General features: G+C 61.2%; 24 protein-coding genes. 13 read left to right on the top strand and 11 right to left on the bottom strand.

Annotated elements, in window-relative coordinates; all coding sequences use genetic code 11:
- The first annotated feature begins 4 nt into the window (after positions 1-4).
- From glyS to glmM, 7 genes are all read left to right on the top strand, one after another.
- A complete protein-coding gene (glyS, locus tag ACR0K1_RS07165; RefSeq protein WP_480849452.1) occupies positions 5-2,206 on the top strand; it encodes a glycine--tRNA ligase subunit beta in 2,202 nt (733 codons plus the stop codon).
- A gap of 68 nt (positions 2,207-2,274) precedes the next feature.
- The gene (locus ACR0K1_RS07160) at positions 2,275-4,836 is read left to right on the top strand and encodes a putative PEP-binding protein (RefSeq protein ID WP_480849492.1); all 2,562 of its coding nucleotides are present in this window, start codon (positions 2,275-2,277) and stop codon (positions 4,834-4,836) included.
- 186 nt (positions 4,837-5,022) lie between these two features.
- Positions 5,023-5,664 carry a cell wall hydrolase gene (locus ACR0K1_RS07155; protein WP_480849450.1) on the top strand — a complete coding sequence of 214 codons (642 nt, stop codon included), beginning with the start codon at positions 5,023-5,025 and terminating at the stop codon, positions 5,662-5,664.
- 73 nt (positions 5,665-5,737) lie between these two features.
- Positions 5,738-7,114, top strand: coding sequence for a multicopper oxidase family protein (locus tag ACR0K1_RS07150; protein ID WP_480849447.1), 1,377 nt, complete (start codon positions 5,738-5,740; stop codon positions 7,112-7,114).
- A 101-nt stretch (positions 7,115-7,215) separates the two neighbouring features.
- Positions 7,216-8,136 carry a dihydroneopterin aldolase gene (locus tag ACR0K1_RS07145; protein ID WP_480849445.1) on the top strand — a complete coding sequence of 307 codons (921 nt, stop codon included), beginning with the start codon at positions 7,216-7,218 and terminating at the stop codon, positions 8,134-8,136.
- Entirely contained in the window at positions 8,133-9,131 is a 999-nt protein-coding gene (gene folP, locus ACR0K1_RS07140; RefSeq protein ID WP_480849442.1) for a dihydropteroate synthase, read from the top strand. Before ACR0K1_RS07145 ends, folP begins: the two co-directional genes overlap by 4 nt.
- Positions 9,132-9,165: 34 nt before the next feature.
- Positions 9,166-10,509, top strand: coding sequence for a phosphoglucosamine mutase (glmM, locus tag ACR0K1_RS07135; RefSeq protein WP_480849440.1), 1,344 nt, complete (start codon positions 9,166-9,168; stop codon positions 10,507-10,509).
- On the opposite strand, the gene ACR0K1_RS07130 is transcribed toward glmM, so the two are convergent.
- Positions 10,506-11,408, bottom strand: coding sequence for a DMT family transporter (locus tag ACR0K1_RS07130; protein WP_480849438.1), 903 nt, complete (start codon positions 11,406-11,408; stop codon positions 10,506-10,508). The two genes, glmM and ACR0K1_RS07130, sit on opposite strands and share 4 nt — an antisense overlap.
- 123 nt (positions 11,409-11,531) lie before the next feature.
- Positions 11,532-12,554, bottom strand: coding sequence for a ketol-acid reductoisomerase (gene ilvC, locus ACR0K1_RS07125; protein WP_480610144.1), 1,023 nt, complete (start codon positions 12,552-12,554; stop codon positions 11,532-11,534).
- Positions 12,555-12,685: 131 nt separating this feature from the next.
- Here ilvC and ACR0K1_RS07120 point away from each other — a divergent pair, with 131 nt between their 5' ends.
- Both ACR0K1_RS07120 and ACR0K1_RS07115 read left to right on the top strand, forming a co-directional pair.
- On the top strand, positions 12,686-13,141 hold the full coding sequence (locus ACR0K1_RS07120) for an Lrp/AsnC family transcriptional regulator (RefSeq protein WP_480849436.1): 456 nt from the start codon (positions 12,686-12,688) through the stop codon (positions 13,139-13,141).
- Positions 13,138-13,596 carry an Lrp/AsnC family transcriptional regulator gene (locus tag ACR0K1_RS07115; RefSeq protein WP_480610147.1) on the top strand — a complete coding sequence of 153 codons (459 nt, stop codon included), beginning with the start codon at positions 13,138-13,140 and terminating at the stop codon, positions 13,594-13,596. Before ACR0K1_RS07120 ends, ACR0K1_RS07115 begins: the two co-directional genes overlap by 4 nt.
- A gap of 6 nt (positions 13,597-13,602) precedes the next feature.
- On the opposite strand, the gene ACR0K1_RS07110 is transcribed toward ACR0K1_RS07115, so the two are convergent.
- The gene (locus ACR0K1_RS07110; protein ID WP_480849434.1) at positions 13,603-14,304 is read right to left on the bottom strand and encodes a GntR family transcriptional regulator; all 702 of its coding nucleotides are present in this window, start codon (positions 14,302-14,304) and stop codon (positions 13,603-13,605) included.
- Between the two features lie 231 nt (positions 14,305-14,535).
- Between ACR0K1_RS07110 and ACR0K1_RS07105 the strand changes: the two genes are divergently transcribed.
- On the top strand, positions 14,536-15,663 hold the full coding sequence (locus ACR0K1_RS07105) for an aminotransferase class V-fold PLP-dependent enzyme (RefSeq protein WP_480849432.1): 1,128 nt from the start codon (positions 14,536-14,538) through the stop codon (positions 15,661-15,663).
- 10 nt (positions 15,664-15,673) lie between these two features.
- On the opposite strand, the gene ACR0K1_RS07100 is transcribed toward ACR0K1_RS07105, so the two are convergent.
- From ACR0K1_RS07100 to ACR0K1_RS07090, 3 genes are all read right to left on the bottom strand, one after another.
- Positions 15,674-16,870: a UbiH/UbiF family hydroxylase gene (locus ACR0K1_RS07100; protein WP_480849430.1), complete on the bottom strand. Its 1,197-nt coding sequence runs from the start codon at positions 16,868-16,870 to the stop codon at positions 15,674-15,676.
- 74 nt (positions 16,871-16,944) lie between these two features.
- On the bottom strand, positions 16,945-17,193 hold the full coding sequence (locus ACR0K1_RS07095; RefSeq protein ID WP_480849427.1) for a hypothetical protein: 249 nt from the start codon (positions 17,191-17,193) through the stop codon (positions 16,945-16,947).
- Positions 17,194-17,279: 86 nt separating this feature from the next.
- Positions 17,280-17,924, bottom strand: coding sequence for a pyrimidine 5'-nucleotidase (locus ACR0K1_RS07090; RefSeq protein ID WP_480610154.1), 645 nt, complete (start codon positions 17,922-17,924; stop codon positions 17,280-17,282).
- Positions 17,925-18,025: 101 nt separating this feature from the next.
- Between ACR0K1_RS07090 and ACR0K1_RS07085 the strand changes: the two genes are divergently transcribed.
- Positions 18,026-18,673 carry a GntR family transcriptional regulator gene (locus tag ACR0K1_RS07085; RefSeq protein WP_480849425.1) on the top strand — a complete coding sequence of 216 codons (648 nt, stop codon included), beginning with the start codon at positions 18,026-18,028 and terminating at the stop codon, positions 18,671-18,673.
- Between the two features lie 3 nt (positions 18,674-18,676).
- Here the strand turns inward: ACR0K1_RS07085 and ACR0K1_RS07080 are convergent, their stop codons facing one another.
- Both ACR0K1_RS07080 and carA read right to left on the bottom strand, forming a co-directional pair.
- Positions 18,677-20,542 carry a glycosyltransferase gene (locus tag ACR0K1_RS07080; RefSeq protein ID WP_480849423.1) on the bottom strand — a complete coding sequence of 622 codons (1,866 nt, stop codon included), beginning with the start codon at positions 20,540-20,542 and terminating at the stop codon, positions 18,677-18,679.
- Between the two features lie 81 nt (positions 20,543-20,623).
- Positions 20,624-21,790 (bottom strand): glutamine-hydrolyzing carbamoyl-phosphate synthase small subunit, encoded by a 1,167-nt coding sequence (gene carA / locus ACR0K1_RS07075; protein WP_480849420.1) that lies wholly within the window; start codon positions 21,788-21,790, stop codon positions 20,624-20,626.
- A gap of 183 nt (positions 21,791-21,973) precedes the next feature.
- On the opposite strand from carA, the gene ACR0K1_RS07070 reads away from it, so the two are divergent.
- Positions 21,974-22,453, top strand: coding sequence for a GatB/YqeY domain-containing protein (locus ACR0K1_RS07070; protein ID WP_480610161.1), 480 nt, complete (start codon positions 21,974-21,976; stop codon positions 22,451-22,453).
- On the opposite strand, the gene ACR0K1_RS07065 is transcribed toward ACR0K1_RS07070, so the two are convergent.
- The 3 genes from ACR0K1_RS07065 to ctaD all read right to left on the bottom strand — a co-directional run bounded on the left by ACR0K1_RS07065 (position 22,450) and on the right by ctaD (position 25,407).
- Positions 22,450-22,947: a DUF2244 domain-containing protein gene (locus ACR0K1_RS07065; RefSeq protein ID WP_480849418.1), complete on the bottom strand. Its 498-nt coding sequence runs from the start codon at positions 22,945-22,947 to the stop codon at positions 22,450-22,452. The genes ACR0K1_RS07070 and ACR0K1_RS07065 overlap by 4 nt on opposite strands.
- Positions 22,948-22,992: 45 nt before the next feature.
- Positions 22,993-23,592 (bottom strand): DsbA family protein, encoded by a 600-nt coding sequence (locus ACR0K1_RS07060; protein WP_480610165.1) that lies wholly within the window; start codon positions 23,590-23,592, stop codon positions 22,993-22,995.
- 156 nt (positions 23,593-23,748) lie between these two features.
- Positions 23,749-25,407: a cytochrome c oxidase subunit I gene (ctaD, locus tag ACR0K1_RS07055; protein ID WP_480849415.1), complete on the bottom strand. Its 1,659-nt coding sequence runs from the start codon at positions 25,405-25,407 to the stop codon at positions 23,749-23,751.
- 286 nt (positions 25,408-25,693) lie between these two features.
- On the opposite strand from ctaD, the gene ACR0K1_RS07050 reads away from it, so the two are divergent.
- Positions 25,694-26,113: an HIT family protein gene (locus ACR0K1_RS07050; RefSeq protein ID WP_480610169.1), complete on the top strand. Its 420-nt coding sequence runs from the start codon at positions 25,694-25,696 to the stop codon at positions 26,111-26,113.
- Positions 26,114-26,334: the final 221 nt, after the last annotated feature.

The following is a 26,334-nucleotide window of genomic DNA, read 5'->3' as shown; positions in this document are numbered from 1 at the left end:
GAAAATGCCCGACCTGCTGATCGAACTGTTTTCCGAGGAAATCCCCGCGCGCATGCAGACCCGCGCCGGTGAAGACCTGAAAAAGCGGATCACCGATGGTCTGGTCGAGGGCGGTCTGACCTATGCCGGGGCCGCCGCCCTGACCACGCCGCGCCGTCTGACCTTGGCGGTCGAGGGCCTGCTGGCGGAAAGCCCGACGATCCGCGAGGAACGCAAGGGGCCGAAAGTGGGCGCGTCGGACAAGGCGATCGAGGGGTTCCTGCGCGGTGCGGGCCTGACCCGCGACCAGTTGGAGGAACGTGAGACCCCCAAAGGCGCGGTCTATTTCGCCACCATCGAAAAACCGGGCCGCCCGGCAGCCGAGATCGTGGCCGAAGTGCTGGAAACCACGATCCGCAACTTCCCATGGCCCAAATCTATGCGTTGGGGTGCCGGCTCGATGCGCTGGGTGCGGCCTCTGCATTCGATCCTGTGCATTCTCAACGATGAGGCGGGCGCGCAGGTCGTGCCGCTTGAGGTCGAAGGCATCACATCCGGCGACACGACCGAGGGCCATCGCTTCATGGCCCCGAACCGGTTTTCTGTAACGTCTTTCGACGATTACGCGGCGAAGCTGAAACGCGCCTTTGTCGTTCTGTCGCCCGAGGAACGCGCCGAGCATATCTGGAACGACGCCCAGAACATGGCCTTTGCCGCCGGGCTGGAAGTGGTCGAGGACAAGGGCCTGCTGGCCGAGGTTGCCGGTCTGGTCGAATGGCCCGTGGTCCTGATGGGGCAGATCGATGATGAGTTTCTGGACCTGCCGCCCGAGGTGCTGCAGACCTCGATGAAGGAGCATCAGAAGTTCTTTTCCGTGAAGAACCCCAAAACGGGCCGGATCGAGCGCTTCATCACCGTCGCCAACCGCGAAACCGCCGACAATGGCGCGACCATTCTGGCGGGGAACCAGAAGGTGCTTTCGGCCCGTCTGGCCGATGCGAAATTCTTTTGGGAGAACGACCTGCGCGTCGCCAAATCGGATATCGCCCAATGGACCCGCGCGTTGGAGAATGTGACCTTCCACAACAAGCTGGGCACGCAGGCCGAGCGGATCGACCGCATCGCCGCACTGGCCCGCGAATTGGCCCCGGTGGTCGGAGCGGATGCGGATCAGGCCGAGAAAGCCGCGCGTCTGGCCAAGGCCGATCTGAGTTCCGAGATGGTCTATGAATTCCCAGAACTTCAAGGGCTTATGGGGCGGTATTACATCGAAGCTGCAGGCGAAGATGCCGCCGTGGCCGCTGTAGCGCAGGAGCATTACTCGCCTCTGGGGCCTTCGGATGACGTGCCGACCGCACCGCTTTCGGTGACCGTAGCGCTAGCCGACAAGCTGGATACGCTGACCGGGTTCTGGGCGATTGATGAGAAGCCGACCGGGTCGAAAGACCCGTTTGCGCTGCGCCGCGCGGCGTTGGGGGTTATTCGGTTGGTGTTGGGGAATGATTTGCGTGCAAAACTGCACGATTCTCAATCAAGCCAACTTGCGAGATGCAACGAGTCGATTGGCAGTACGTCCGCTAAAGCTGCGAAAGAATCTGCAAAGATGTTCAAGGAAAAGACTGGAGGCGGAGTATCATTCGGATTTGGTGCGGCAATCACGGTTTCTAATCTAGTGGATGGCCGGCAGGTTGACAGCAGATCAATTGACCTCCTCTCCTTCTTCCACGACCGCCTCAAAGTCTTCCTCCGCGACGAGGGCATCCGCCACGACATCATCGACGCCTGTATCGCGATGGAGGGGAATGACGACCTCAACCTCTTGGTCAAACGCGCCCGTGCGCTGAACGCTGTGATTGCGACCGAGGATGGCGAGAACCTCGTGCAGGGCTTCAAACGCGCCAACAATATCCTGACGCAGGCCGAGGAAAAGGACGGGGTCGAATACTCCTACGGCGCGGATGTAAAATTTGCCGAGACGGACAGCGAAAAGGCGCTGTTCAACGCTCTGGATCAGGCGCAGGGCAAGATCGCGCCTGCGCTAAAGGCCGAGGATTTCCCGGCTGCCATGGCCGCAATGGCCGCGCTTCGCTGGCCGGTGGATGCGTTCTTTGAGGATGTGCAGGTCAACACCGACAACGACATCCTGCGCCGTAACCGCCTGAACCTGCTGAGCCAGATCCGTCAGGTCTGTTCCAGCGTGGCCGATCTGACCCGGATCGAAGGCTAAAGCCAAGGGCGCGGGCTGAACCGCGCCCAGATCACCCTTGCGTGAAGGGCGCAGGTGCCTATGCTGCGGTGAAACCAAAAGGTGCCGCAGTGCAGAATAACCCGCATACCACGCTGATAACGCCCAAAGCGCCCGTTGCCACAGAAACCCATGGTGGCCGGGCCAAATGTCTGCAACGGCTGGTCCGTCTGGACATGCCCGTGCCGCGCACCGTGGCGCTGTCCTTCGATGCGGTCCTGAAGATCGCCAAGGGGGACATCCCTGATCTTGCGGCGATATTGGAACAGTTTGACGCGTCGGCCCTGCTGTGCGTGCGACCCAGTTCCGAAGACCCGGACTGGGGCGGGCCGGGGGCGGTTCTGAACATCGGCATGAACGACGCGCGTTATGTGGAACTGTCCGATGCCATGGGGGCCGAAGCCGCAGCGGCGCTGTATCTGCGCTTTGTCCAAAGCTACGCGATTCACGTGGCGCGGCTGGACGCGGATGTGTTCGACGATATCGAGGCCGATGGGCAGGAAGGGTTGCGGCAATCCCTGCGGGCCTATGAGGATGAGGCTGACGAGGTGTTCCCTCAGGACCGGGGCGAACAGCTTGCCGGAGTTCTGCGGTCGATGGCTCGGGCATGGGACGGCACCTCGGCCCGGTTGCTGCGTCAGGCTAAAGGAGCCCCTGCAGACGCGGGGCTGGGGCTGGTCATACAAGAGATGATCCCCGGCGTCGGGCAGGGCGAATGCGGGTCGGGCGTGCTGCAACTGGTGGATTCGTCGACTGGTGAATCGCAGATCACGGGCCGTTATCTGAGCCAGAGCCAGGGCCGCGACGCCCTTGGTGCAGGTGCGGCTGCGATGTTTCTGGAAAAAGACCCCCGTGGATGTTCGCTTGAAGAAGTGGCGCCCAACGCATTTGCCGACCTCAAGGCGCATGCCGCGCTGATGCGGCGGAAGCTGCGGGAAGAAATGCAGGTCGAATTCGTCATCGAAAACGGCCGGGTGCATATTCTGGACGGAGTCCGGGTCCAGCGCAGTGCCCGCGCGGCGATGAAAATAGCAGTTCGGCTGGCCGAGGACGGGATTATTCCGCCGCAAGAGGCGGTGATGCGCGTCGATCCGCATGCTCTGAACGAGCTGTTGCACCGTCAGGTCCACCCCGAAGCTGAACGTGATGTACTGACCACCGGTATTGGCGCAAGCCCGGGGGCCTCGACTGGCAAGATCGTGTTCACCGCCGCCGAGGCTCAGGCCAGCGCGGCGCGGGGCGAGGCCTGCGTCCTGGTCCGGCGCGAGACGGCACCGGAAGATGTGCGCGGGATGCATGCCGCCGTTGCTGTTTTGACCGAAAAGGGCGGGATGACCAGCCATGCCGCGGTGATTGGCCGGGGGCTTGGCCTGCCATGCATTGTCGGCGCGTCCGAGATGCGGTTTCAGACCAAGAAAAAGCTGCTGACCGCACCGGATGGGCGGGTGTTCAAGACCGGAGACGTGCTGACGATCGATGGCAGTTCCGGTCAGGTGCTGGCAGGGCAGCCGGCGATGCTGGAGGCGGCGCTGGACGATTGCTTTCAGACGCTGATGGCTTGGGCCGATGCCGAGCGTGACATCGAAATCCGCGCCAATGCCGATACGCCCGCCGATGCGCAGACCGCCCGAAACTTCGAGGCGCAAGGCATCGGCCTGTGCCGGACGGAACATATGTTCTTTGATCCGGGTCGGCTGATCGTCATGCGCGAGATGATTTTCGCCCAAACCCCATCAGGCCGCGCGGCGGTGCTGGAACGTCTGCTGCCAATGCAGCGCGAGGATTTCGTGCAATTGTTCCGGATCATGGAAGGGCAGCCGGTCTGTATCCGCCTGTTTGACCCACCGCTGCACGAGTTCCTGCCGACCACCCGAAGCGGTCAGCGCGAACTGGCCGAGGCGCTGGACCTGCCGGTGTCGGATGTGGAGCGCCGAGTCGCTGCGATGACGGAATACAACCCGATGCTGGGCCTGCGCGGCGTTCGGTTGGGGGTCACGGTGCCCGAGATCTATGACATGCAGGCGCGTGCGATCTTCGAGGCGACGCTTGAGGCCAGCAAGAATGGCGCGCCTGTTGTGCCCGAGGTCATGATCCCTCTGGTCTCGGCCAAGCGCGAGGTGGAACTGGTCAAATCCCGCATCGACTCGGTTGCCGCAGCCGTCGCGGCCGAGCAGGGGCAGGAGTTCGAATACCGGCTGGGTGTGATGGTCGAAACGCCGCGCGCCTGCCTGCGTGCGGAAGAGATTGCGCCCAACACCTCGTTTCTCAGCTTTGGGACCAACGACCTGACCCAGATGACCTATGGTCTGTCGCGCGACGATGCGGGGCGGTTCATGTCGGCTTACGTTCGTCAGGGGGTCTTTACCGAGGACCCGTTTCACGTTCTGGACCCTGACGGAGTGGGGGAGTTGCTGAAACTTGGCGCCGAACGCGGGCGCGCCGCGAAGGCTGACGTGACCCTTTCGGTCTGCGGCGAACATGGCGGGAACCCCGAATCAATCGCCATTTGCCGCGATCTGGGCTTTGACTATGTGTCATGCTCACCCTTCCGGGTACCTGTCGCTCGGCTGGCTTCCGCTCAACTGGCAATTTCGTCCAGACTTGGGGGTTGACACCCGGTATTTCCCCAAGGATTAGTGGGTTTCAGGCGACCTTGTGGTGAAATTAAATCTTCCCACGGGCGATTTTCCACTTGCTTTTTTCGTAGTTCTGGACGTTTGCGTCTGTCTGGGTTAAACGCCTCGTCGCGCCCGCCGGGGGAGGGTATGGCGCGTGAAGTGCCTGTGCGAGGTTATCTGATGCTACGTTATATAATGGCTGTTGCCGTGCTGGCAGCAACCGTGCTGCCGAGTGCGTCCTTCGCCGAGAAGGAAGCCACCACCAAATCCAAGCAAGAGCTTGTGGCCCGCAACGAATTGCCGGGGCAAAGCTTTCGGGACTATCTGAAACTGTTCCAGCCGCGTCGCGCGGCAGAGCCGGTCGAAGTGTCCTATTCCAAGGACTGGCTTGACCAGCAGCCAGCGCCGTCGGGCGACGAAAACTGGAAATGTCTGGCCGAGGCCCTGTACTTTGAAGCGCGGGGCGAAAGCGTCCGCGGTCAGTTTGCGGTGGCCGAAGTTATCCTGAACCGGGTCGAAAGCGGTCGCTTTCCGAATTCGCTGTGCGGCGTGATCCGTCAGGGAACCGGTAAGAAATACCAGTGCCAGTTCACGTATACCTGCGATGGCCGCAAGGAAGTGATCCACGAAAAGAAAGCCTACGAGCGGGTTTCGAAAGTGGCGCGTGCCGCAATAGACGGCACCGCCGACAAACTGACCGAAGGGGCGACCCACTATCACACCACGGCGGTTCGTCCGTCCTGGGCGCGCGTTTACAAGCAGACCGCAAAGATCGGCGTGCATATTTTCTACCGTCACAACTATCGGACGGCGAGCAACTGATTGACGCACCCGCGCTGGAAGGCTGATGGCGCGGGATTTCATGCAGGCTATATTGGGGGCCAGGAGGCCCCCAATGTATTTCAACCGTCGACAAATGCTTCAATCCGCAGCCGCCCTGGCGCTTTTGCCACGCGTGTCCAAAGCGGATTATCCGGCCCTTAAGGCCCAAGAGGCGGCGCAGCGCCTTGCGCCCGAGGGTTATCCCGAAACGAAACTTTGGAGTTATGGTGGTTCGGTACCGGGCGTGCCGCTGCGGGTCAGGCAAGGCGACCGTCTTGTACGGCGGTTGGTCAACAACCTGCCGCAGGCCACTTCGGTTCACTGGCATGGCATTCGCATCGACAATGCGATGGATGGGGTTCCGGGGCTGACGCAGGACGCCGTGCTGCCGGGGGACAGCTTTGACTATGACTTTGTCGCCCCCGATGCCGGAACCTACTGGTATCACGCGCATAACCAGTCGGTCGAGCAGGTGGCGCGCGGGCTTTACGGGCCGCTGATCGTGGAAGAGGCGACCCAGCCCGACATCGATCAGGATCTGGTGCTGATGCTGGACGACTGGCGGCTGGACCCCGAAACCGCGCAGATCACCGAAGATTTTGACAACGGGCACGATCTCAGCCACGCCGGACGCCTTGGCAATATCGTGACGGTCAACGGCACGTTTGATCCCGTGCTTGCCGTGAAAGGCAACGAGCGTCTCAGACTGCGCCTGATCAACGCGTCCAATGCCCGGATTTACGATCTGGGTTTGGACGGGTTGGAGGGGTGGATTGTCGCGCTGGATGGCATGCCTTTGGAAACGCCTCTGGCGATCCCGGAAACCTTCCCCCTGGCACCGGCACAGCGCGCGGACCTGATTGTCGATGTGACCGGTTTTTCCGGCGATACCGCCAGTCTGCTAAGCGCGGAACGGGATGGCGCCTTTGGTCTGGCGAGATTTGACGTAACCGGCGAAGCGTCGCGGGCGCGCCGCGCGGGCATATCGGCTTTGCCGCCCAATCCATTGCCGGACATCAAGGATATCCAGTCCACACCCCTGCACCGGATGGTTCTGCAAGGGGGCGCGATGCGCTGGCTGGAAAGCGCTCGGCTCGGTGACACTGAACTGTCCGGGCGAGAACTTGCGCAGCTGGGCCGTTTCTGGGCCTTGAACGGATACGCCGAACGCCCGCAAGACCCGTTTCTGGATGCAGCGCATGGCAGTCAGCACCGGATCGCGTTCGTCAACGAAACTGCGTTCCCGCATGCGATGCACCTGCATGGTCACCACTTCCGGCTGATCCTTGAAGATGGCTCTCTGGGGCCGTGGCGCGATACAGTTCTTGTCGAGCGCGGCCAGACGCGGCAAATCGCGCTGGTGGCCGACAACCCGGGCAACTGGCTGTTGCATTGCCATATGCTGGGGCATGCCGCATCGGGCATGATGAGTTGGTTTCGCGTAACCTGACGCCGCATTCGGCGGTTGGAATGGCGCATGTTAGAATGCTATAGGCGCTCGACACGCCTAAAGTAGGCGCACTTTTCAACAAGCCCGAAAAGGCCTGACCCATGAGTTCTGAAATCCGCCTTGCCTTTGCGCACCCGTCCGAACGGTCAGAGGCGACATCGCCGCAAGGTCCATTGGATCGTATTTCGCTGCGGGATCATATCGTCGAGGTTGAAATCGGCGCGTTTCAGGCCGAGCGGGGAACGACGCAGCGGGTCTGCTTTAACATCGTGGTCGAAGTGCGTCCGCTGACCGACCGGATCGAGGACGACGTGGATCGCATCCTGTCCTATGACCGCGTCACCGAGGCGATTGCATATGAGCTTGCCGCCGAACGCCTGAACCTGCTCGAGACGTTGGCAGAACGTGTAGCTGAGCGGATTTTGCTTGAGCCACAGGCCGTAAGGGCCTTTGTTCGAATTGAAAAACTGGATCGGGGTCCGGGCGCGCTGGGTGTTGAAATCGTCCGTGGGCGAAATACGCATAACCATGGCATTGTAGAAGAGGAACGTCCGCATCCCCGGCTGGTCTACCTGTCGAACGAAGCGATAGCCTCGGACAATCTGACCGGCTGGATTGATCAGCTGGAAAACCGGCAGCGCCCTTTGATTCTGTGTGTCGGCGCGTCTGATCTGTCTGTGTCCCAGACCGGTCACGCCATGACCCAGCGCCGGATCGATCTGCTGGCCATCGAACAGAATGCCTGGGTTCTGGCCGCGCGGGATCATCGCTGCGTCGTGGTCTCGACCCGGACCGAGTTGGACTGGGCGATGAAGAACGGCCAGATCTGCGTCTGGGCCCCGTCCAAGATCGTTCTGGACGCGGTAGACGGCCCCTCGGCCGCGCCATCGGACGCGGTGGCGCTTGCGGCGTGGTTCGCGGCGACCTTTGAAGCCAGCGAGATGCTGGTCATCGGCGGAGAGTTGCCGCAGGCCCCCAAGACACCACTGCGCGCGGTTTCAGTCGATCAGGCGCAATTGTGAGCGTTTATTTTCGACCTTTGGTTCAACACGGGCCGACCCGCCCTGCGGGGGCCGTCTCGCTGGCCGGGCAAGACCTGTGGTTTACGCATGCCGAGGCCCTGACGCGAAGCGATGGTCCCGAAATAGTGGCGGTTGCCGACATTCCTGCGGCCAACCTGGACCGTCTGACCCGACCGCGCAGTCCCATCGCGGGGCTGGACATGGCGCGGCCTCGGATCATGGGGATACTTAACGCGACACCGGACAGTTTTTCGGATGGCGGTCTGCATAACTCGGTCGAAAACGCCTGTGCTGCAGCATCAGACATGGTCGCGCATGGGGCCAGCATTCTGGATATCGGCGGGGAATCCACCCGGCCCGGAGCGGATTTTGTCCCCGAAGGCGAAGAAATCGCCCGCACCCAGCCGCTGATTCAGGCGATCCGGGCGGAAACTGACGCGCTGATCTCAATCGACACGCGCAAGGCCAGCGTTGCCCAAGCGGCGGTCGAGGCAGGGGCCGGTCTGGTGAACGACGTCTCGGGATTCACCTTCGATCCGGACCTTGCACCGTACTGCGCGCAGATCGGCGTGCCGGTCTGTGTGATGCATATGCAGGGCGATCCGGCCACGATGCAGGACAACCCGCAATATGATGACGTTCTGCTGGATGTATACGACTTTCTGGAAGCGCAGATCGCCCACCTTGAAGCTCTGGGCCTGAAGCGAGACCAGATCGTGGTTGATCCGGGCGTCGGCTTTGGCAAGACCGAGGCGCATAACCTGACCCTGCTGCGTAACCTCAGCCTGTTTCACGGCCTCGGCTGCCCGATCCTGTTGGGCGTGTCGCGCAAGGGGTTCATCGGCCAGATCGGGCAGGAGCCGCGCAAGACGGCCCGCGCGCCGGGATCAATCGCCGTTGCGCTGGCCGGATTGTCTCAGGGCGTGCAGATCATCCGGGTCCATGACGTTGCCGAGACCGCTCAGGCCTTGCGTCTGTGGGCCGCTGTCCGGTAATCCGGTCGCAAGAAATTTTCACGGAGTGAAAGATATGCGCAAGCTGTTCGGAACCGACGGGGTGCGGGGCACGGCCAACACGCATCCGATGACCGCCGAGATGGCTCTGCGCATCGGCGCTGCCGTGGGGCGGTATTTCCGCCGCGACGCGACCGGCGTGCACCGTGTGGTGATCGGCAAGGACACGCGCCTGTCCGGGTATATGCTTGAGAACGCTCTGACGGCGGGGCTGACCTCGACCGGGATGAATGTGTTGTTGCTGGGGCCGGTGCCGACCCCGGCGGTTGGGCTTATGACTCGGTCGATGCGGGCGGACCTTGGCGTGATGATCTCGGCCAGTCACAATCCGGCCGAAGATAACGGGATCAAGTTCTTTGGACCCGATGGGTTCAAACTGTCGGATCAGGCCGAGGCCGAGATCGAAAAGCTGATTGAAGAGGGGGTCAAGCCCGCTCAGGCGCAAAACATAGGACGCGCGCGCCGTGTCGATGATGCGCGGTTCCGGTATGGCGAGCGGGTCAAATCCTCGCTGCCGCGCGAGTTGCGGCTGGACGGTCTCAAGGTGGTGATCGATTGCGCCAACGGCGCGGCGCACCGCACCGCGCCCGAGGTTCTGTGGGAATTGGGTGCCGAGGTCATTCCCGTTGGCGTTGCGCCTAACGGTAAGAATATCAACCAGAATTGCGGGTCGACTAAACCCCGGATGGCTGCCGAAACCGTGGTTGCGCATGGTGCGGATGTTGGCATCTGCCTCGACGGTGACGCAGACCGGGTGGTCGTGATTGACGAGACCGGGCAGGTGGCTGACGGCGATCAGTTGATGGCCTTGCTGGCGACCGCCTGGGCAAGATCGGGCCAGCTTAAGGGCGGGGCACTTGTTGCAACGGTCATGTCCAATCTCGGGCTGGAACGGCACCTTGGCGCGCGCGGGTTGCAGTTGGAACGCACCGCCGTCGGAGACCGCTATGTCGTCGAGCGGATGCGCGAAGGCGGGTTCAACCTTGGCGGCGAACAATCCGGTCACATCGTGATGAGCGACTACGCGACAACCGGGGACGGGCTTATGGCCGGGCTGCATTTCCTGGCCGAGATGGTCCTGTCCGAACGCAAGGCGTCAGAACTGTCCATGCAATTCGAGACCGTGCCGCAGCTGCTGAAGAACGTGCGCTTCAGCGCCGGGCAGCTTCCGCTGGAAAGCAAAAGCGTGCAGGCCGCCATTGCCGAGGCCGAAGCGCGCCTGAACGGGCAGGGCCGGTTGCTGATCCGTAAATCCGGAACCGAGCCGCTGATCCGCGTGATGGCGGAATGCGAAGATGACGGGTTGCTGGCGCAGGTCGTCGACAGCATCGTGGCCGAGGTCGAAGCCGCCGCAGGTTAACTGCCGAACAGGGCCTTGCGCAGGCTGAACCACTGGCTGATGGCCATGCCGGTCAGGATCAAGGCGAGGGCGATGTAAAAACGCAGGGGCAGGGCCTCGGACAGGATCCATGCGCCGAAGATCATCGACCAGATTGGGACCTGATAGTTCACCAGCGTCAGGAATACCGATCCGGCGCTGCGGGTGACCGACACGCGCAACAAGGTGGCAAAGGCGGTTGGTAACAATCCCAGAACAATCAATGCAATCGTGGGGCGGGGGCCCTGCCACGTTGGCAGTCCCTCGGTCATCAGCATAATCGGAAGCAGGATCACCGCACCGACCACAAGCGTCAAAGCCGCCAGCACCAAAGGGTCCACCGGCGGGCAGCGCCGGGTCATGACCGAAGAGCTGGCGTAGCACAACGCCGCCGTGATGCAGGCCAGTTGCGCCAGCGGCTCGGCCCCCTGTCCCAATTGGGCAAGGCCGGGTCCGATCAGAACCAGCGCTCCTGAAAACCCAAGGCACACACCAAGAAGACGGCGCAGGTTCAGTGGCTCGTCCGAGAAGAAATGCGCCAGCGGCAGCACCATCAGGGGAATTGCAGCCATGGACAATCCGGCAAAGGCGGAAGGTACGAATTGCTGGCCCCAACTGAGCAGCATGAAGGGTACGGCGGTGGACAGAACGCCGATCAGGACAACCGATGTGCCCAAGGCAGGCGTCAGAACCGGCAATTTGCGACCCGTCGCCCACATCAGCGCCAACAGGGTCACGGCCCCCAGCGTTGTCCGCGAGGTTGCCACGGTTATCGGGCCATAACCTTCCAGTGCCATTGCGACGACCATGAACGTGGCACCCCAAATCAGGCCCAGCGTGAAAACACCGCCCCAATCCTGTTTTGTCGGTTGCTGAACCATTGTGCGTCCTGTGGGTTGGTGGGAATGGTCGATCCCGCCAGCGGGTTATGGGCCGGTAGCAAGCCGGGTGCAAACGAAAAAGGGCGACCGCGTCGGCCGCCCTTTCTTTGGCATTCGCCGAACTCAGTTCTTTTCTTTGTCGACCATCTTGCCGGCCGAGATCCAGGGCATCATGGCGCGCAACTTGGCACCTGTTTCCTCGATCATGTGCTCGTCATTGGCGCGGCGCGACGCTTTGATGGTCGGCTGGCCCACGGCGTTTTCAAGCATGAAGTCACGAACGAATTTACCCTGCTGGATATCGTTCAGAACCTCTTTCATACGCGCTTTGGTCTCGTCATATTTCAGGATGCGCGGGCCGGTGACGTACTGGCCGTACTCAGCCGTGTTCGAGATCGAGTAATCCATGTTGGCGATGCCGCCTTCATAGATCAGGTCGACGATCAGCTTCACTTCGTGCAGACACTCGAAATACGCCATCTCGGGCGCGTAACCGGCCTCGACCAGAGTTTCGAAACCGCAGCGGATCAGTTCGACCAGACCGCCGCACAGAACGGCCTGCTCGCCGAACAGGTCGGTTTCGCATTCCTCGCGGAAGTTGGTTTCGATGATGCCCGAACGGCCGCCACCGATGGCAGAGCAATAGGACAGGCCAATCTCAAGCGCCTTGCCGGTTTCGTCCTTGTCGACGGCCACCAGGCAGGGCACGCCGCCGCCTTTGGTGTATTCGCCGCGAACGGTGTGGCCGGGGCCTTTGGGAGCCATCATGATGACATCGACGCCTTCTTTTGGCTCGATCAGGCCGAAATGCACGTTCAGGCCGTGGGCAAACGCGATGGCCGCGCCCGGCTTGATGTTGTCGTGGACGTATTTCTTATAGGTTTCGGCCTGCAGTTCATCGGGCATGGTGAACATGATCAGGTCGCACCATGCGGCGGCTTCGGCGATGCCCATGACCTGCAGACCTTCGGCTTCGGCTTTCTTGGCAGAAGCCGAGCCTTCGCGCAGCGCGACGACAAGGTTCTTCGCACCCGAGTCGCGCAGGTTCAGCGCGTGGGCGTGGCCCTGGCTGCCGTAGCCCAGGATGGCCACTTTTTTGTCTTTGATCAGGTTGATGTCGCAATCGCGATCGTAATAGACGCGCATGTTGTCGGTCCTTTCGGTTTTGATTGCAGCGGTTCTATCCCGAGGTTTGGGTATTGGCGATAGGGTTGGGATTGAGTTTTTGGAAAAAAGATGAAGAATAATTCTTCGAATAACGAGAAGACGAAAAAATCATGCTTGACGACACGGACCGGCGTATTCTGCGCCAATTCCAGGCCGAACCCAGCCTGACGATAGCCGAACTGGCCGAGCGCTGCCGGGTCAGCCAGGGGGTCTGCTGGCGCCGCGTCGAAAAGATGCAGGCCGCTGGCGTCATTGCGGGGCAAGAGGTCGTCATCGACTGGGCCGCGATGGGCTATGCCGTCGAGGTCTCGCTGCGGGTGACGCTGGACAAGACCTATGCGCGCGCCTTTGACGATTTCACGGCCGCCGCGCGTGAGGTGCCCGAAGTGATCGAGATTCAGACTTTTCTTGGCCGGGTGGATGTGCGCCTGTCCGTCCTGGCAAAAGGTATGAGCCATTATCAGCAGGTCTACCGCGACAGGATTCTGACCCTGCCGCATATCGCCGACATCGAGGCACTGATGCATATCGCGCATGTCAAACAGGATGAGGCGCTGCCGATATGATCGAACTGGATGAAACGGATCGCCAGATTCTGCGGTCGCTCGTTCAGGATGCCACGCAAAGCGCGGGGGCGCTGGGGCGCAAACTGGGCTTGTCGCAACCTGCGACATGGCGGCGGATTCGCAGGCTGGAGGAGACGGGCGTGATCAAAGGGCGGCGTCTGCGGCTGAACGCCGAGGCGCTGGGGTTTGGCGTGACCGTGTTTCTGGGCGTCAAACTGGCGCGCAAGGGGCAAGTCAGTCTGGAAGATTTCGAACGCGCCGTCAGCGCCATCCCCGAGGTTCAGACGGTTGAGCATGTGCTGGGGCTTTACGACTACCGCCTGCGGGTCGTTGCGCGGGACCTGTCAGATTTCGAACGGGTGCTGAGGCGAAGAATCATGACGCTGCCGGGGGCCGGCGACGTAGAGGCAAATGTTTTGCTGAGCGAAGAGCGCCTGCCGGGACCAATCGGCTGATCGACCTCAGTATCTGGTCCGGATGCAATAGCCCGGATGATGGGTCATGCGGGCGAAGGTGATCGGCACGCTTTCTTTCCACGTGGTCCGTTCCAGCTGAATCATGGACGCTCCGGTCGTGGTTCCCATGAACTCGGCAATGCGGCCATCGGCGGAAATGGCGCAGAACGCGATCTCGGCATCCGAAAAGGGGGCGGCATTCAACAGCCATTCATGCGGCCCGCTTTCGCTGAGATCGGCCTGTTCCACATCGGGGACAGCCTGGATGTTGACCCAACGTTCCTCGAGCAGAAAGGGGCGGTTATCGGCGTAATGCATGCAGACCACATGCAGCACCCGCGCATCGGGCGACACGCCAAGTTGCGAGGCCAGCCAGCCGGGGCTTGTGACCACCTGACGTTCCACCAGCGCATAGCGATAAGTGGCATTTTGGCTCTCGACCATCTGGCGGGTCAGCGAGAATTCCAGCTTCGCGTGTTTGCTGGGCTCTTTTTTGACCCGCGTGCCGCTTTTGCGTTTACGCTCGACAAAGCCTTGCTCGGCCAGTTCCCGCAGGGCGCGGTTCACCGTTGCGCGTGCGCAATTGAATTCTTCGGCTAGCTGTGTCTCGGTGGGTAATAACGAGCCTTGTGGCCAAACCCGGCTTTCAATTCTTCGTTTAACTTCGTCACGAACATACTGGAAACTGATCCGCTTTTGCGCAGTCACGGGTACAAAAGCCCTTTCATGTAAAAAGTGTGCTTATCTGTGCAGAAGCACGTCAAAGTATAAAGAGGTATGACACTATATGGCGTCATATCTTGTGTTTTCAGCGGTATGTGGGGCGAAATTATGTCAAATACGTGAGTTGCCGCGAGGTCAACTCAACCTGAAATTTCATACTTTACCAATCCGCGCGAAGAGGCCAAGACTCCGGGAAACAGATCGAAAGGACAGACCATGCCCGCTTTGCTGGATTCCATCGACCCAAACGGCCTTGAAGAATTCTCGGTCGTGTTCACGGATCGCTCGCTTAACCATATGTCTGCTAGCTTTCAGCAGGTGATGCGCGACATCTCGGGCATGTTGCGGCAGGTCTATAATGCCGATGGGGTTGCCATCATTCCCGGCGGCGGCACCTATGGGATGGAGGCTGTCGCCCGGCAGTTTGCGCGCGACGCCAATGTTCTGGTCGTGCGCAACGGGTGGTTTTCCTATCGCTGGAGCCAGATCATCGAAAACGGCGCGCTGACCGCATCGGCCACCGTTCTGAAAGCCCGCGAAACCGGCAATTCCAGCCCGTCGCCTTTTGCCCCTGCGCCGATTGAAGAGGTTGTTGCAACCATTCGCGACCAACGCCCGGATGTGGTCTTTGCCCCGCATGTGGAAACCTCGGCGGGTGTTATTCTGCCGGATGATTACATCAAGGCCATGGCCGCGGCTGCGCATGAGGTCGGAGCGCTGATGGTGTTGGATTGCATCGCCTCGGGCTGTGTCTGGATCGACATGAAGGCAATCGGCGTCGATGTGCTGATCTCGGCCCCGCAGAAAGGCTGGAGCGCATCGCCCTGTGCCGGTCTGGTCATGCTGTCCGAAAACGCCGAGGCGCGGTTGGAGCAGACAACATCCGACAGCTTCGCCATCGACCTGAAGAAGTGGCGGCAGATCATGCAGGCCTATGAGAACGGCGGCCATGCCTATCACGCCACGATGCCGACGGACGCGTTGCGGGCATTCCGCGATACGATGGCTGAAACGCAGGAATACGGGTTCGAGAAGTTGCGCGAGGCGCAATGGGCGCTCGGTAACGGGGTTCGTGCGATGTTGAAGGACAAGGGGGTCGTCTCGGTCGCGGCGGATGGATTCGGCGCACCGGGGGTGGTGGTCAGCTATACCTCGGACCCCGAAGTGCAGAACGGCAAGAAATTCGCCGCCTTGGGCATGCAGATCGCGGCTGGTGTGCCCCTGCAATGTGACGAGCCCGAGGGGTTCAGCACATTCCGTCTGGGCCTGTTCGGGTTGGACAAGCTGTACGACGTGGACGGCACGATTGGGCGGCTCAAGCGCGTGCTGGATCAGGTTTTGTAACCGGCGGGCCTCAGCGCACGCCGAGACCCATCTGCATCAGCGTCTTGCGCACGGGCGGCAGGGAATAGAGTGCATTCAGCCCCATCGCTCGCGCGTCGCGCAATGGGCGCGCTTCGATCATCGAGGCGCGGTTCAACAGGTCGATCCCTTTGACTCGCAACTCGATCTCGGTATGGCGGGCCTTGTGATAGGCATCCAGCATCTGCGCATCGCCCAACCCCTCGGGCCGGGCCTGTGCCAAATCCAGCAGGCAGCGCAGATCGCCCAGGGACATGTTCAGCCCCTGCGCACCGATGGGCGGCACCACATGCGCGGCCTCGGCCATCAGGGCAATACGCTCGCCGGACAAGCGTTCTGCCGACTGGCTGATGATCGGCCAGATCGTGCGGCGCGAGGCCAGTTTCAGCGGCCCGAACAAGGCGCAGGACCGTTCGGTCATCGCGGCCTCGAAAGCCTCGGGTTCCAATTTCAGCAGTTCAACCGCGCGGGGGCCGCGTTCCATCCAGACGATGGCCGAAGATGGCTGGCCCTGCCAGTCGGGCAGAGGGACTAGCGTGAAAGGGCCGCCTGACCGGTGAATCTCGGTCGAGACGTTTTCATGCGCGATAGGATGCGTCACCGCAAAGGCCAGCGCCTTCTGCCCATAGCGGGTCGTGTGCACGTTGATCCCGGCGGCCTCGCGCATTGGTGAGTTGCGCCCGTCGGCGGCCACCACCAGCTTGCAGCGGATGCGGCTGCCATCGCTCAGGCCCACGCGCGCTTCGGCGGTGCGGGTGAACAGGCTGACCGTACCGGTGCCGGGGCGGAAATCGACATTGGGCAGTTCGGCCAGCCGCGCCACCATCTCGCGCCGCAGCAGCCAGTTGGGCAGGTTCCAGCCAAAGGGCTGGTCCGAGATGTCCGATGCGTTGAAATCGCGCACGACGCGGGGTTCCGGCACGTCGCCACCGGCATCCACGATGCGCATGATTTGCAGCGGGGCTGCGTGGGCGTCCAGCCGGTCCCAAAGCCCGCATTGTTCCAGCAATCCATGCGCAGGCTGCAGAAACGCCGTGGTCCGCAGGTCGGACCCATCGACGTCACGTTCGGTGATCGGCAGGGTCGTGTCGACGCACACAACGTCGAACCCGGCTGCTCCGAACACCGCCGCAGCGGTCAGGCCGGCGATTCCGCCGCCGGAAATCAGGATGTCGCAGCTGTCAGTCATGGCGTTTCCCATCGTTTTGGGCGGACCCTAATGCGGTTACGCACGACGTGCCAAGTGACATCCTGTCCCGTGTCTCAGCCGCGCGAGATCAGGATGAGGATCAGGAACATCACCGGCACCATCATCAGGGCGGGAATGTAAAGACCCGGCAGGCCGAACAACAGGGCGGAACAGCCCCACATGCTGAAAATCGCAAGGGCGGTATAGCCCAGATCCTCGGGCTCGCCATCGGCCACATCGCGGGCCATCCAGCCAAACAGGGGGATTGCAAATAGCAGGCGTTGCCACATCGGCGGGTGCCGAAGGCTTTCGATCGCGGTCATGGGGGTCTCCGTTCTGTTCGTCGCAACAGGCGATATAGGGCGCATGCTGCACGCGCAAAATGTTCAGAAGGTCGCAGTGCGACAGCCTATCGCAGGCGGGACAGAAAGGCGGTCAGATCGTCGGTGTGGTGGTGAATATGATCGGCCTGATGCGGCTCGGGCGCGACATGCACCGTGCGCATGCCCATTTCGTGCGGGGCGGCCAGATTGCGGGGGTCATCCTCGAACATGGCGGCGGTTTTGGCCTGGATGCCGTCTTTGGCAAAGATCGCCTCGAACGCGGCTTTGGTTGGTTTGGGGCGGTATCCGGCGTGCTCGATGCCGTAGATCGCGTCGAACAGGCCCGACAATCCGCGCGCCTCGAGCACCCGTTCAGCATAGGGCGCGCTGCCGTTGGTATAGACGATCCGGCGACCGGGCAGGGACCGGATGTGATCGGCCAGTTCGGCGTCGGGGTCCATGTGGCTCATGTCCACCTGATGCACGGCGTGCAGATAGGGGTCGGGGTCCAGATCATGCTCGGCCATCAGGCCGGCCAGCGTGGTGCCATATTCGCGCCAATAGTGGGAACGCAGCCGGTCGGCCTCGGCCCGGTCGACGCCGATGGCCTGAACCACGTAATCCGTCATCAGCACCTCGATCTGATCGAACAGGCGCATGTGGGGCGGGTAGAGCGTGTTGTCCAGATCGAACACCCATTGGGTGACGTGGCTGAAGGCGGGTTTGACCATGATCCGGGTTTAGGACGCGGCGGACCGGTTTTCAATGCCGCACTTGATTGCAGCCCCTCGCCACGGATAGACATGTCCGAACCAGGAGACATAATAACCCCATGCCCCAATCCCGACAGTCCAACAAGGACGCCTATAGCCTGATACTCGAAGCCATCGATGTGGGCGTCTACAAACCCGGTGATCGTCTGGTCGAAAGCGAGCTGGCCGAGCGGTTTGGCGTATCCCGGACTCCGATCCGCGAAGCGCTGCAGCGGCTGGAAACGCAGTCCTTGCTGGAACGGGACGGGCGGTCGCTGATCGTGGCGTCCCTGGATCACAATCAGATGGCTGAACTTTATGTCGTGCGGCGCGAGCTTGAGGGGCTGGCCGCAAGTCTGGCCGCAAAACACGCCACCGAGGAAGAAATCAAGGTGCTGCAGGACATGGTCGCCGCCGATGACGCGCTGGTCGACGATCCGTCGGCTTTGTCGCGGGCCAACCGGCGGTTTCACGAACAGATCCATCTGGCCTCGCACAATCGCTATCTGGTGCAGCAGCTTGACCTTGTGCACCGCACGATGGCGCTGATGGCAACGACCTCGCTGGCCGTGCAGGGGCGCGGAGAGATTGCGCAAAGCGAGCATAAGGGCATTGTCGAAGCCATCGCCGCCCGCGACGAAGAAGGGGCGGCGCGCGCGTTGAAAGACCATATTTCGATCGCGTTCATGACCCGTCTGAAACAGGATGCTGTCCGGCGCGAAGGCTAGGGGTCAATGGGTTGGCTGGTCCTCGCCAGCCTGTCCATGTTGGGTCTTGTCCCAGAAGAACGGTTTGACCGCCAGTTCCCACAGCGCCTTGTAGGCCGCGACCACGCCAAGAGGATAATACAGGAACATCGTCGGGACCCATGGCAGCAGAAAGCGCCGCTCGCGCGCGGATACGGCCAAAACGCCGATTGCGGCGTTCAGCCCCTCAGCCCCCAGAAAAAGCCAGATGAGGCTGGTTTGCATCTGGGGCGAGATGACCTGCAGCAAAGGGTTGTGCAGCCCCAGTGCGGTCAGCCAGAACATCCAGAGCACCGGGGCCAGCAGAAACTGGCCAATTGTGCCCAGAAAAAACGCCTGCACCCCGAGGAATTTCCACCAGCCAAGGTCCCTGCACAGCCGCGCAGGATCGCGCATGTGAACCAGATAGGTGACCATGAACCCCTTGAGCCAGCGCGAGCGTTGCTTGACCCAGGGCCAGGCGCGGAAATTTGCCTCTTCATAGGTTGCGGTCCCGACCATCTCGGTCCGGTATCCCGCGCGGCTGAGGCGCACGCCCAGATCCGCGTCCTCGGTGACGTTATGCGCGTCCCAGCCGCCAAGCTTCAGCAGCTTGTCGCGGCGGAAGAAGAACGTGGTCCCGCCCAAGGGGACGACAAGACCCAGACGGGCGATGCCCGGCAGGATGATACGGAACCAGCTGTTGTATTCGATGGTGAAGCAGCGGGACCGCCAGTTGGTGCGGGGGTTGTAATAATCCAGTACACCTTGCAGGCAGACGACCTCAGGCGGGGCCTGCACGAAGTGTTGCACTACGCGTTCGATCTGGTCCGGTTGCGGGGCATCTTCGGCATCCCAGACGCCCAGAATATCCCCCCGGCAGAAATCCAGCGCATAGTTCATCGCGCGGGGCTTGGTGGTCAGCCCGTTCAGTTCCGGCACCTCGACCGTGCGAATCCAACTGGGCAGGTCGACGTTGGCCAGTGCGGCACGGGTGACCTGGTCTTCCTTCTCGAGCACAAGGATGACGTCGAGCAGGGCTTTGGGATATGTGAGTCGCTGAAGCCGTCGGATCAGGGCGCCTGCGATCTCTCGTTCCTTGTAAAGCGGCACCATGATCGAGACGCGGGGCTGCTGCAGTGGGAGGGGGGCGGTGTTTTCCGGCCTTTTGGAAAACAAAAAAGCAAATGCGCCGGAGACGCGCAAAGAAACAAAGAGGATCAGCGTGGTGACGGCCACAAATACAAGCAGGGTCAATCCAAGCTTAGGTGCCGCTGAAAAAAGTGCCAACAGCCCGATCAAGCCCAGCACAGGCCCGACGCGTGAACGTGCAGACCATGTGCGGCAGCTTTGCGCCTCGTCCACGCGTGTTTCAGCCGCCTGCGCCAGCGGTTGGGAAAAGAGATGCGCAATCGCCCGATCGATCTGCTCTGGCGCGGCCAGAACCGGAATAACGACATAGCCGCAGTCCTGCATCTCGGCCTTAACAGTCGAAAAGCTGTCGGGCCGGGCGGTTGCGATCAGAACCAGAGGCCCGACGCGCATCCATGGAATGACATTATGCTGCAGCCAGAACCCGACCGGCCTCAGATCGCACAGTTCGGGCGATGGCGGGACCTGCTCCAGATCCGCGACCTGCCAGCCGGTCTGTTCGGAAAGCGCGTTCAGAACGTCCTGTCGGCTGACCCAACCTTCGCCAACAAGGATTTCCCCCAGCGGTGCTTTTTGCCGAGATTGCAGCTTAAGCGCGTGATCCAGTTGATCCGGCGTAATCAGCCCTGAATCGAGCAGGCAGGTTCCAAGCGGTTTCCGGTGTCCCGGCGGCTGCACCGGCGCGGCGGAGGTAAAATTCTGTAAATTCAGTTCCACCATAAAGAAAACCCTGACGCACTGATCTGGCGTCAGGGTTGATCCATCAAGGTTAACAGCGGGTTAACTTCGACCCGGCAGGGATCAGGCTTGTGCCTTTTTCGCGGCCATAGCGCTGGCAAACCGCTCGAACAGGTAGAAGCTGTCCTGCGGGCCTGGCGATGCTTCGGGGTGGTACTGCACCGAATAAACCGGGCGGTCGGTCATGCGGATACCGCAGTTTGACCCGTCGAACAGCGACCGGTGGGTTTCAACCACGCCATCGGGCAGTGTCTGGGCATCCACAGCAAAACCGTGGTTCATCGAGGTGATTTCGACCTTGCCGGTTTCCATATCCTTGACGGGGTGGTTCGCACCGTGGTGGCCGTGGTTCATCTTGACGGTCTGGCCGCCAAGGGCCAGCGCAAGCATCTGATGGCCAAGGCAAATTCCGAAAACGGGCAGATCGGTCGTGTCCAGAACCTGTTTGATCATCGGCACCGCGTATTCGCCGGTCGCAGCCGGATCGCCGGGGCCGTTGGACAGAAAAACACCGTCGGGTTCATGCGCCAGAACTTCGGCTGCCGTCGCGGTTGCGGGCAGGACAGTCACGTCACATCCGGCCGAGGCCAGACAACGCAGGATGTTGCGCTTGGCCCCGAAATCCACCGCAACAACCTTGTGCACAGACGCTTCCTGCCGCGTGTAGCCATCGGGCCAGGCCCAACGCATTTCGTCCCAGCGATAGCTTTGGGCGCAGGTGACATCCTTGGCCAGATCCATGCCTTCCAGCCCGGCAAAGCCACGAGCGGCGGCGATCAGGGCAGCGATATCGAAGTTCCCCTCCGGATCATGCGCCAGCGCGACATGAGGCGCGCCCTGCTGGCGAATGGCACGGGTCAGACGGCGGGTGTCGACGCCGCCGATGGCGATGCGCCCACGGCGGGCCAGCCAGCCCTTGAGTTCTTCTGCGGAACGCCAGTTCGAAGGCTCGGTCGGGTCCCACTTGACGACCATGCCCGCGGCCACGGGGTCGCCGGTTTCATCGTCTTCCGGGTTCACGCCGACATTGCCGATATGCGGGAAGGTAAAGGTCACGATCTGCCCCGCGTAGGAGGGATCGGTCATGATCTCCTGATAGCCGGTCATTGCGGTGTTGAAGCACAGTTCGGCCACGGTCTGGCCGGTTGCGCCGAAGCCAATGCCATAAAACAGCGTTCCATCGGCCAATGCCAGACATGCGGTGGGCTTGGACGGGGCGTTCTGGGCCATGGCGCGACTCTCCTGCAAGGTAAACCGGCGCATACCTAAGGGGGTTGAGGCCTTGGGTCAAGCCTGATCAAAATTTGGGCTATTGTTACTTTTCAACAGGTTAACGGCTTTCGCCCCCTGTTGTGCCCGCCTTTTTGTTTCGATATGGTCGGGGTTCCTTTGCCATGGGGATGGACAGACCATATGGATATGCGATCACGGGTGAATGCCGCCCTGAAGCAAGCAATGAAAGACAAAGAGGCCGAGCGCCTGTCGACGCTGCGGCTGATCAATGCGGCGATCAAGGACAAGGATATCGCCGCGCGCGCCTCGGACAATGAAGAGGTCAAAGGCTGCGGCGACGCCGAGGTTCTTGAAATCCTTGGAAAAATGACCAAGCAGCGCAAGGAAAGCGCGCGCGCCTATGAAGAGGGCGGGCGTCTGGATCTGGCCGAGCGCGAGCTGCGCGAAGTTGAAGTCATCGAGGAATTCCTGCCCAAGCAACTGGATGAAGATGAAGTCGCCAAGGCGATTCAGACCGCCATCACAGCGACCGGCGCGGGCTCGATCCGCGATATGGGCAAAGTCATGGGCGAGTTGAAAACGCGCTATACCGGCCAGATGGATTTCGGCAAGGTCGGGCCGATGGTCAAGGACCACCTCTGCGCGGCTTCAAACGGCTAAAGCGACTGCACGGCAGGGTCGTGCAGTTTCTGAACCAGGTCGTCATACAGGGTGATGCGCTCATCCTCGGACAGAAACGCGCCAATCTCGACCTCGCGCCCGTCGCCGATCAGGGTGACGTAATGCGGCACGGGTCCGCCTTTTTCGTGCATCTCGGGCCGCGCCCAATAGCGGTTGCAGGACCATTCCTGTTGCTGCCGTCCCGGCGTGTGGTGGACCAGATGCGCCTGCGTGCCGCTGAGCGTCAGCACCTCGAATTCACTGCGGGCGCGGTAGTTGGTCTGGATGGCCAGCCACAGGCCCAGAACCGTCAGCAGCAGGAAGGGCAGCAGCCCCCACAGGATCACCGATCCCAGCACCGCCAGCAGGGGGATCAGGCCGAACAGAAACACCGACAGGATCACAATCATCGCCCCGCGTTTGGGCAGCGAGTTGTGTGGCCACAGGCGTAGCTGCTGTTCGGTGTCCGAGGTCTGATTCCATCGATAGGGCATGACGAAAATCTAGCGCAATGACCCTGCGTGTCGAAGTGCAAATGATCAGATGACGTGGCCGACGCGCGCCCAGGACAGGGCATCGTCCAACCGGTCGTCGCCCCAGAAAACCTCTCCGCGCACGACAAGGCTGGGTGCGCCGAATACGCCCAGTTTTGTGGCCTGATCGGTCTCAGCCTCCAGCGCAGAGACGGCTTCAGGACCACGGGCCCGGGCCAGGGTCAGGCGCGGGTCTTGCTGGCACCGCAGCAACGCCTCGGACAGGGCGCTTTCGCTGCCCGCCTCGGTGCCCTCTTCAAACCAGATGCGATAGAGGTTCTGCGTGAACGCCTTGCCCCAGCCATCCGGCATGCCCATCAGCGCCACCTGATTTGCCAGCGCAAGATCGGTGATCGGGTAGGGCGCGGGCAGTTTGGCGTGGATGTGGTATTTGGCAGCGCGACGCTCGATATCGCGCCACATGTAGGCGGATTTGACCGGTTTGCCTGCAAAGGGCACGTTTTGCTGTTCAGACATCACGGTGCGCACGTTAAAGGGTCGCCACTGTACCGTTGCATCGTTTTCAGCGCACCAGTCATCCAGCCGCATGATCGTCAGGAAGCTGTAGGTGCTGCCGATGGAATACCAAAAGTCGATTTCGGGCATCTGAACACTCCGGATTGCCGGATGGTTTGCCCGAACCAGAATAGACTATTTTTGGCATTCTGGCGACTTGCCCGCATTTTCAGCGCCTGAACCAGTGCTTTTGGCAAAGAAAAACCCCGCCGGTTAGGGCGGGGTTTTCCGGGATTTCCGGTGGGATCAGTGCGCGTGGCCTTTGTCCCAGTCTTCCTGCTTGGGCAGCTGCTCGAACGTGTGTTCAGGCGGCGGGGTGGGCAGGGTCCATTCCAGCGTATCCGCGTATTCGTTCCAGGGGTTCGGACGTGTCTCTTTCGCGCCGCGGAACAGGGCGTAGAACACAATGCCGAAGAACAGCAGGAACGAGGCGAAGGACACGAAGGCACCGATCGACGAGACAAAGTTCCACTGAGCGAACGCCTCGGGGTAGTCGATATAGCGGCGCGGCATGCCCTGACGGCCCAGGAAGTGCTGCGGGAAGAAGGTCAGGTTGGCACCGATGAAGAACATCCAGAAGTGGACCTTGCCCCAGAACTCGGAATACTGGCGACCCGTCATCTTCGAGAAGTAGAAGTAAACACCGGCAAAGATCGCGAATACGGCACCCAGGCTCATCACGTAGTGGAAGTGCGCCACCACGTAGTAGGTGTCGTGATAGGCGCGGTCGATACCCGCCTGCGACAGAACCACACCGGTCACACCGCCAACGGTGAACAGAAACAGGAAGCCGAAGGCGAACAGCATCGGCGTCTTGAACTCGATGGAGCCGCCCCACATGGTCGCGATCCACGAGAACACCTTAACGCCCGTTGGAACCGCAATGACCATCGTGGCCAGCATGAAGTACGCCTGCTGACGCAGCGACATGCCAACGGTGTACATGTGGTGCGCCCACACGACGAAGCCCAGCACACCGATCGCGATGATCGCCCAGACCATCGGCAGGTAACCGAAGATCGGCTTGCGCGAGAAGGTGGCGATCACGTGGCTGATGATGCCGAAACCGGGCAGGATCACGATGTACACTTCCGGGTGGCCGAAGAACCACAGGATGTGCTGATACAGGATCGGATCGCCGCCACCGGCCGGATCAAAGAAGGTGAAACCGAAGTTCCGGTCCATCAGCAGCATGGTGATCGCGCCCGCCAGAACCGGCAGGGACAGAAGAATCAGCCATGAAGTGACGAAGATCGACCAGCTGAACAGCGGCACCTTGAACAGCGTCATGCCCGGGGCACGCATGTTCAGGAAGGTGGTGATCATGTTGATCGCGCCGAGGATCGAGGAGGCGCCCGATACGTGCACGGCGAAGATCGCAAGGTCCATGGACATGCCGCCCTCGGTCGTCGACAGCGGCGGGTAGAGAACCCAGCCAACGCCCGAGCCGAGCTGATCGTTACCGCCCGGAGACAGCAGCGAGGCCACACCCAGCGAGGTACCGGCCACATACAGCCAGAAGGACAGGTTGTTCATCCGCGGGAACGCCATATCCGGCGCGCCGATCTGCAACGGCATGAAATAGTTGCCAAATCCGCCGAACAGCGCCGGGATGACCACGAAGAACATCATCAGAACACCGTGGTAGGTGATCATCACGTTCCACAGGTGACCGTTCGGGGTACACGGGTCGGCCATGAACCCTTCGAGGCACATGTACTGTACACCGGGGTGCATCAGTTCGAGCCGCATGTATACGGTCATCGCCACCGAGATGAACCCGGCGATGGCCGAGAAGATCAGGTAGAGAATCCCGATGTCCTTGTGGTTGGTCGACATGAACCAGCGCGTGAAAAAGCTGCGCTGGTCTTCATGATCGTGACCATGAATGGCTGCGTCTGCCATTATAGGTGCCTCCTGTTGCAACTACACCGCGCAGCCAGACCTCTCCGGCGCGCGGGATTCCTGCTGGTTTTAGAATGCGTAGGGGCGACCTTCAATGGTCGAGTTTGATCTGGATCAAGATTAATTGTCGCGGGCAGAGGTCTGCCGCGCGATTTCCGGGTCTTGAACGGGTTCTATCTGGCTATTCCGGCCCTGATTTCAAGAGGGGCAATGCCGACATCCACCTTGACCCCCGCAAGGCCCCGCCGCAGAACTGTTACAACCGCCCGAAATCCGGAGATCACACATGGCCGCCTATGACCCCGAGAACATCTTCGCCAAGATCCTGCGCGGAGAAATCCCGTCGACCCGCATCTACGAGGATGACGACACACTGGCCTTCATGGACATCATGCCGCGCACCGATGGCCATCTGCTGGTGATCCCCAAAACGCCCTGCCGCAACGTGCTGGACGCGACGCCCGAACAGCTTTCCGCCGTCATGGCGACCGTCCAGAAACTGGCAAGAGCCGCGAAAGAGGCGTTCGGTGCCGATGGCATAACCATCCAGCAGTTTAACGAAGCCGCCGGCGGGCAAGAGGTGTTTCACCTGCACTTTCACGTTCTGCCACGTCACGAGGGCGTTTCGATGCGTCCGCCGGGCAATATGGGGGATTTCGACCTGATCGCTGAACATGCCGAAAAGATCAAAGCGGCCTTGGCATGACCCCGGAATGAGAATTGCCGTTCCGATTTTGGGTCGGAACGGCAGACTCGTACCAAACACTATACGGATTTCTCGGGGGCAGGCCCCGGTCCACCGGTTAACATACCACTCACTCAAGATTGGCAATTTCATACTAAGAGATTTGCGCCGCTCTGTATTCAACCAACGCGCGTTTTGGTTAAAATTGGTCGAAAACCTGCGGGGATGCCGGTCAATTGTTA

This window comes from Ruegeria sp. F5 (assembly GCF_056533845.1).
Note: the sequence above shows the minus strand (reverse complement) of the source record. Positions and strands in the feature narration are given on the sequence as shown.

Coding starts and splice junctions, on each gene's coding strand:
- ACR0K1_RS07150 (WP_480849447.1), top strand. CDS start 5,738: ATGTATTTCAACCGTCGACAAATGCTTCAATCCGCAGCCGCCCTGGCG.
- ACR0K1_RS07115 (WP_480610147.1), top strand. CDS start 13,138: ATGATCGAACTGGATGAAACGGATCGCCAGATTCTGCGGTCGCTCGTT.
- ACR0K1_RS07120 (WP_480849436.1), top strand. CDS start 12,686: ATGCTTGACGACACGGACCGGCGTATTCTGCGCCAATTCCAGGCCGAA.
- ACR0K1_RS07130 (WP_480849438.1), bottom strand. CDS start 11,408: ATGGTTCAGCAACCGACAAAACAGGATTGGGGCGGTGTTTTCACGCTG.
- ACR0K1_RS07090 (WP_480610154.1), bottom strand. CDS start 17,924: ATGGTCAAACCCGCCTTCAGCCACGTCACCCAATGGGTGTTCGATCTG.
- glmM (WP_480849440.1), top strand. CDS start 9,166: ATGCGCAAGCTGTTCGGAACCGACGGGGTGCGGGGCACGGCCAACACG.
- ACR0K1_RS07070 (WP_480610161.1), top strand. CDS start 21,974: ATGGATATGCGATCACGGGTGAATGCCGCCCTGAAGCAAGCAATGAAA.
- ACR0K1_RS07080 (WP_480849423.1), bottom strand. CDS start 20,542: ATGGTGGAACTGAATTTACAGAATTTTACCTCCGCCGCGCCGGTGCAG.
- carA (WP_480849420.1), bottom strand. CDS start 21,790: ATGGCCCAGAACGCCCCGTCCAAGCCCACCGCATGTCTGGCATTGGCC.
- ACR0K1_RS07095 (WP_480849427.1), bottom strand. CDS start 17,193: ATGACCGCGATCGAAAGCCTTCGGCACCCGCCGATGTGGCAACGCCTG.
- ACR0K1_RS07155 (WP_480849450.1), top strand. CDS start 5,023: ATGCTACGTTATATAATGGCTGTTGCCGTGCTGGCAGCAACCGTGCTG.
- ACR0K1_RS07100 (WP_480849430.1), bottom strand. CDS start 16,870: ATGACTGACAGCTGCGACATCCTGATTTCCGGCGGCGGAATCGCCGGC.
- ACR0K1_RS07085 (WP_480849425.1), top strand. CDS start 18,026: ATGCCCCAATCCCGACAGTCCAACAAGGACGCCTATAGCCTGATACTC.
- ilvC (WP_480610144.1), bottom strand. CDS start 12,554: ATGCGCGTCTATTACGATCGCGATTGCGACATCAACCTGATCAAAGAC.
- ACR0K1_RS07105 (WP_480849432.1), top strand. CDS start 14,536: ATGCCCGCTTTGCTGGATTCCATCGACCCAAACGGCCTTGAAGAATTC.
- glyS (WP_480849452.1), top strand. CDS start 5: ATGCCCGACCTGCTGATCGAACTGTTTTCCGAGGAAATCCCCGCGCGC.
- ACR0K1_RS07060 (WP_480610165.1), bottom strand. CDS start 23,592: ATGCCCGAAATCGACTTTTGGTATTCCATCGGCAGCACCTACAGCTTC.
- ctaD (WP_480849415.1), bottom strand. CDS start 25,407: ATGGCAGACGCAGCCATTCATGGTCACGATCATGAAGACCAGCGCAGC.
- ACR0K1_RS07065 (WP_480849418.1), bottom strand. CDS start 22,947: ATGCCCTATCGATGGAATCAGACCTCGGACACCGAACAGCAGCTACGC.
- ACR0K1_RS07050 (WP_480610169.1), top strand. CDS start 25,694: ATGGCCGCCTATGACCCCGAGAACATCTTCGCCAAGATCCTGCGCGGA.
- ACR0K1_RS07145 (WP_480849445.1), top strand. CDS start 7,216: ATGAGTTCTGAAATCCGCCTTGCCTTTGCGCACCCGTCCGAACGGTCA.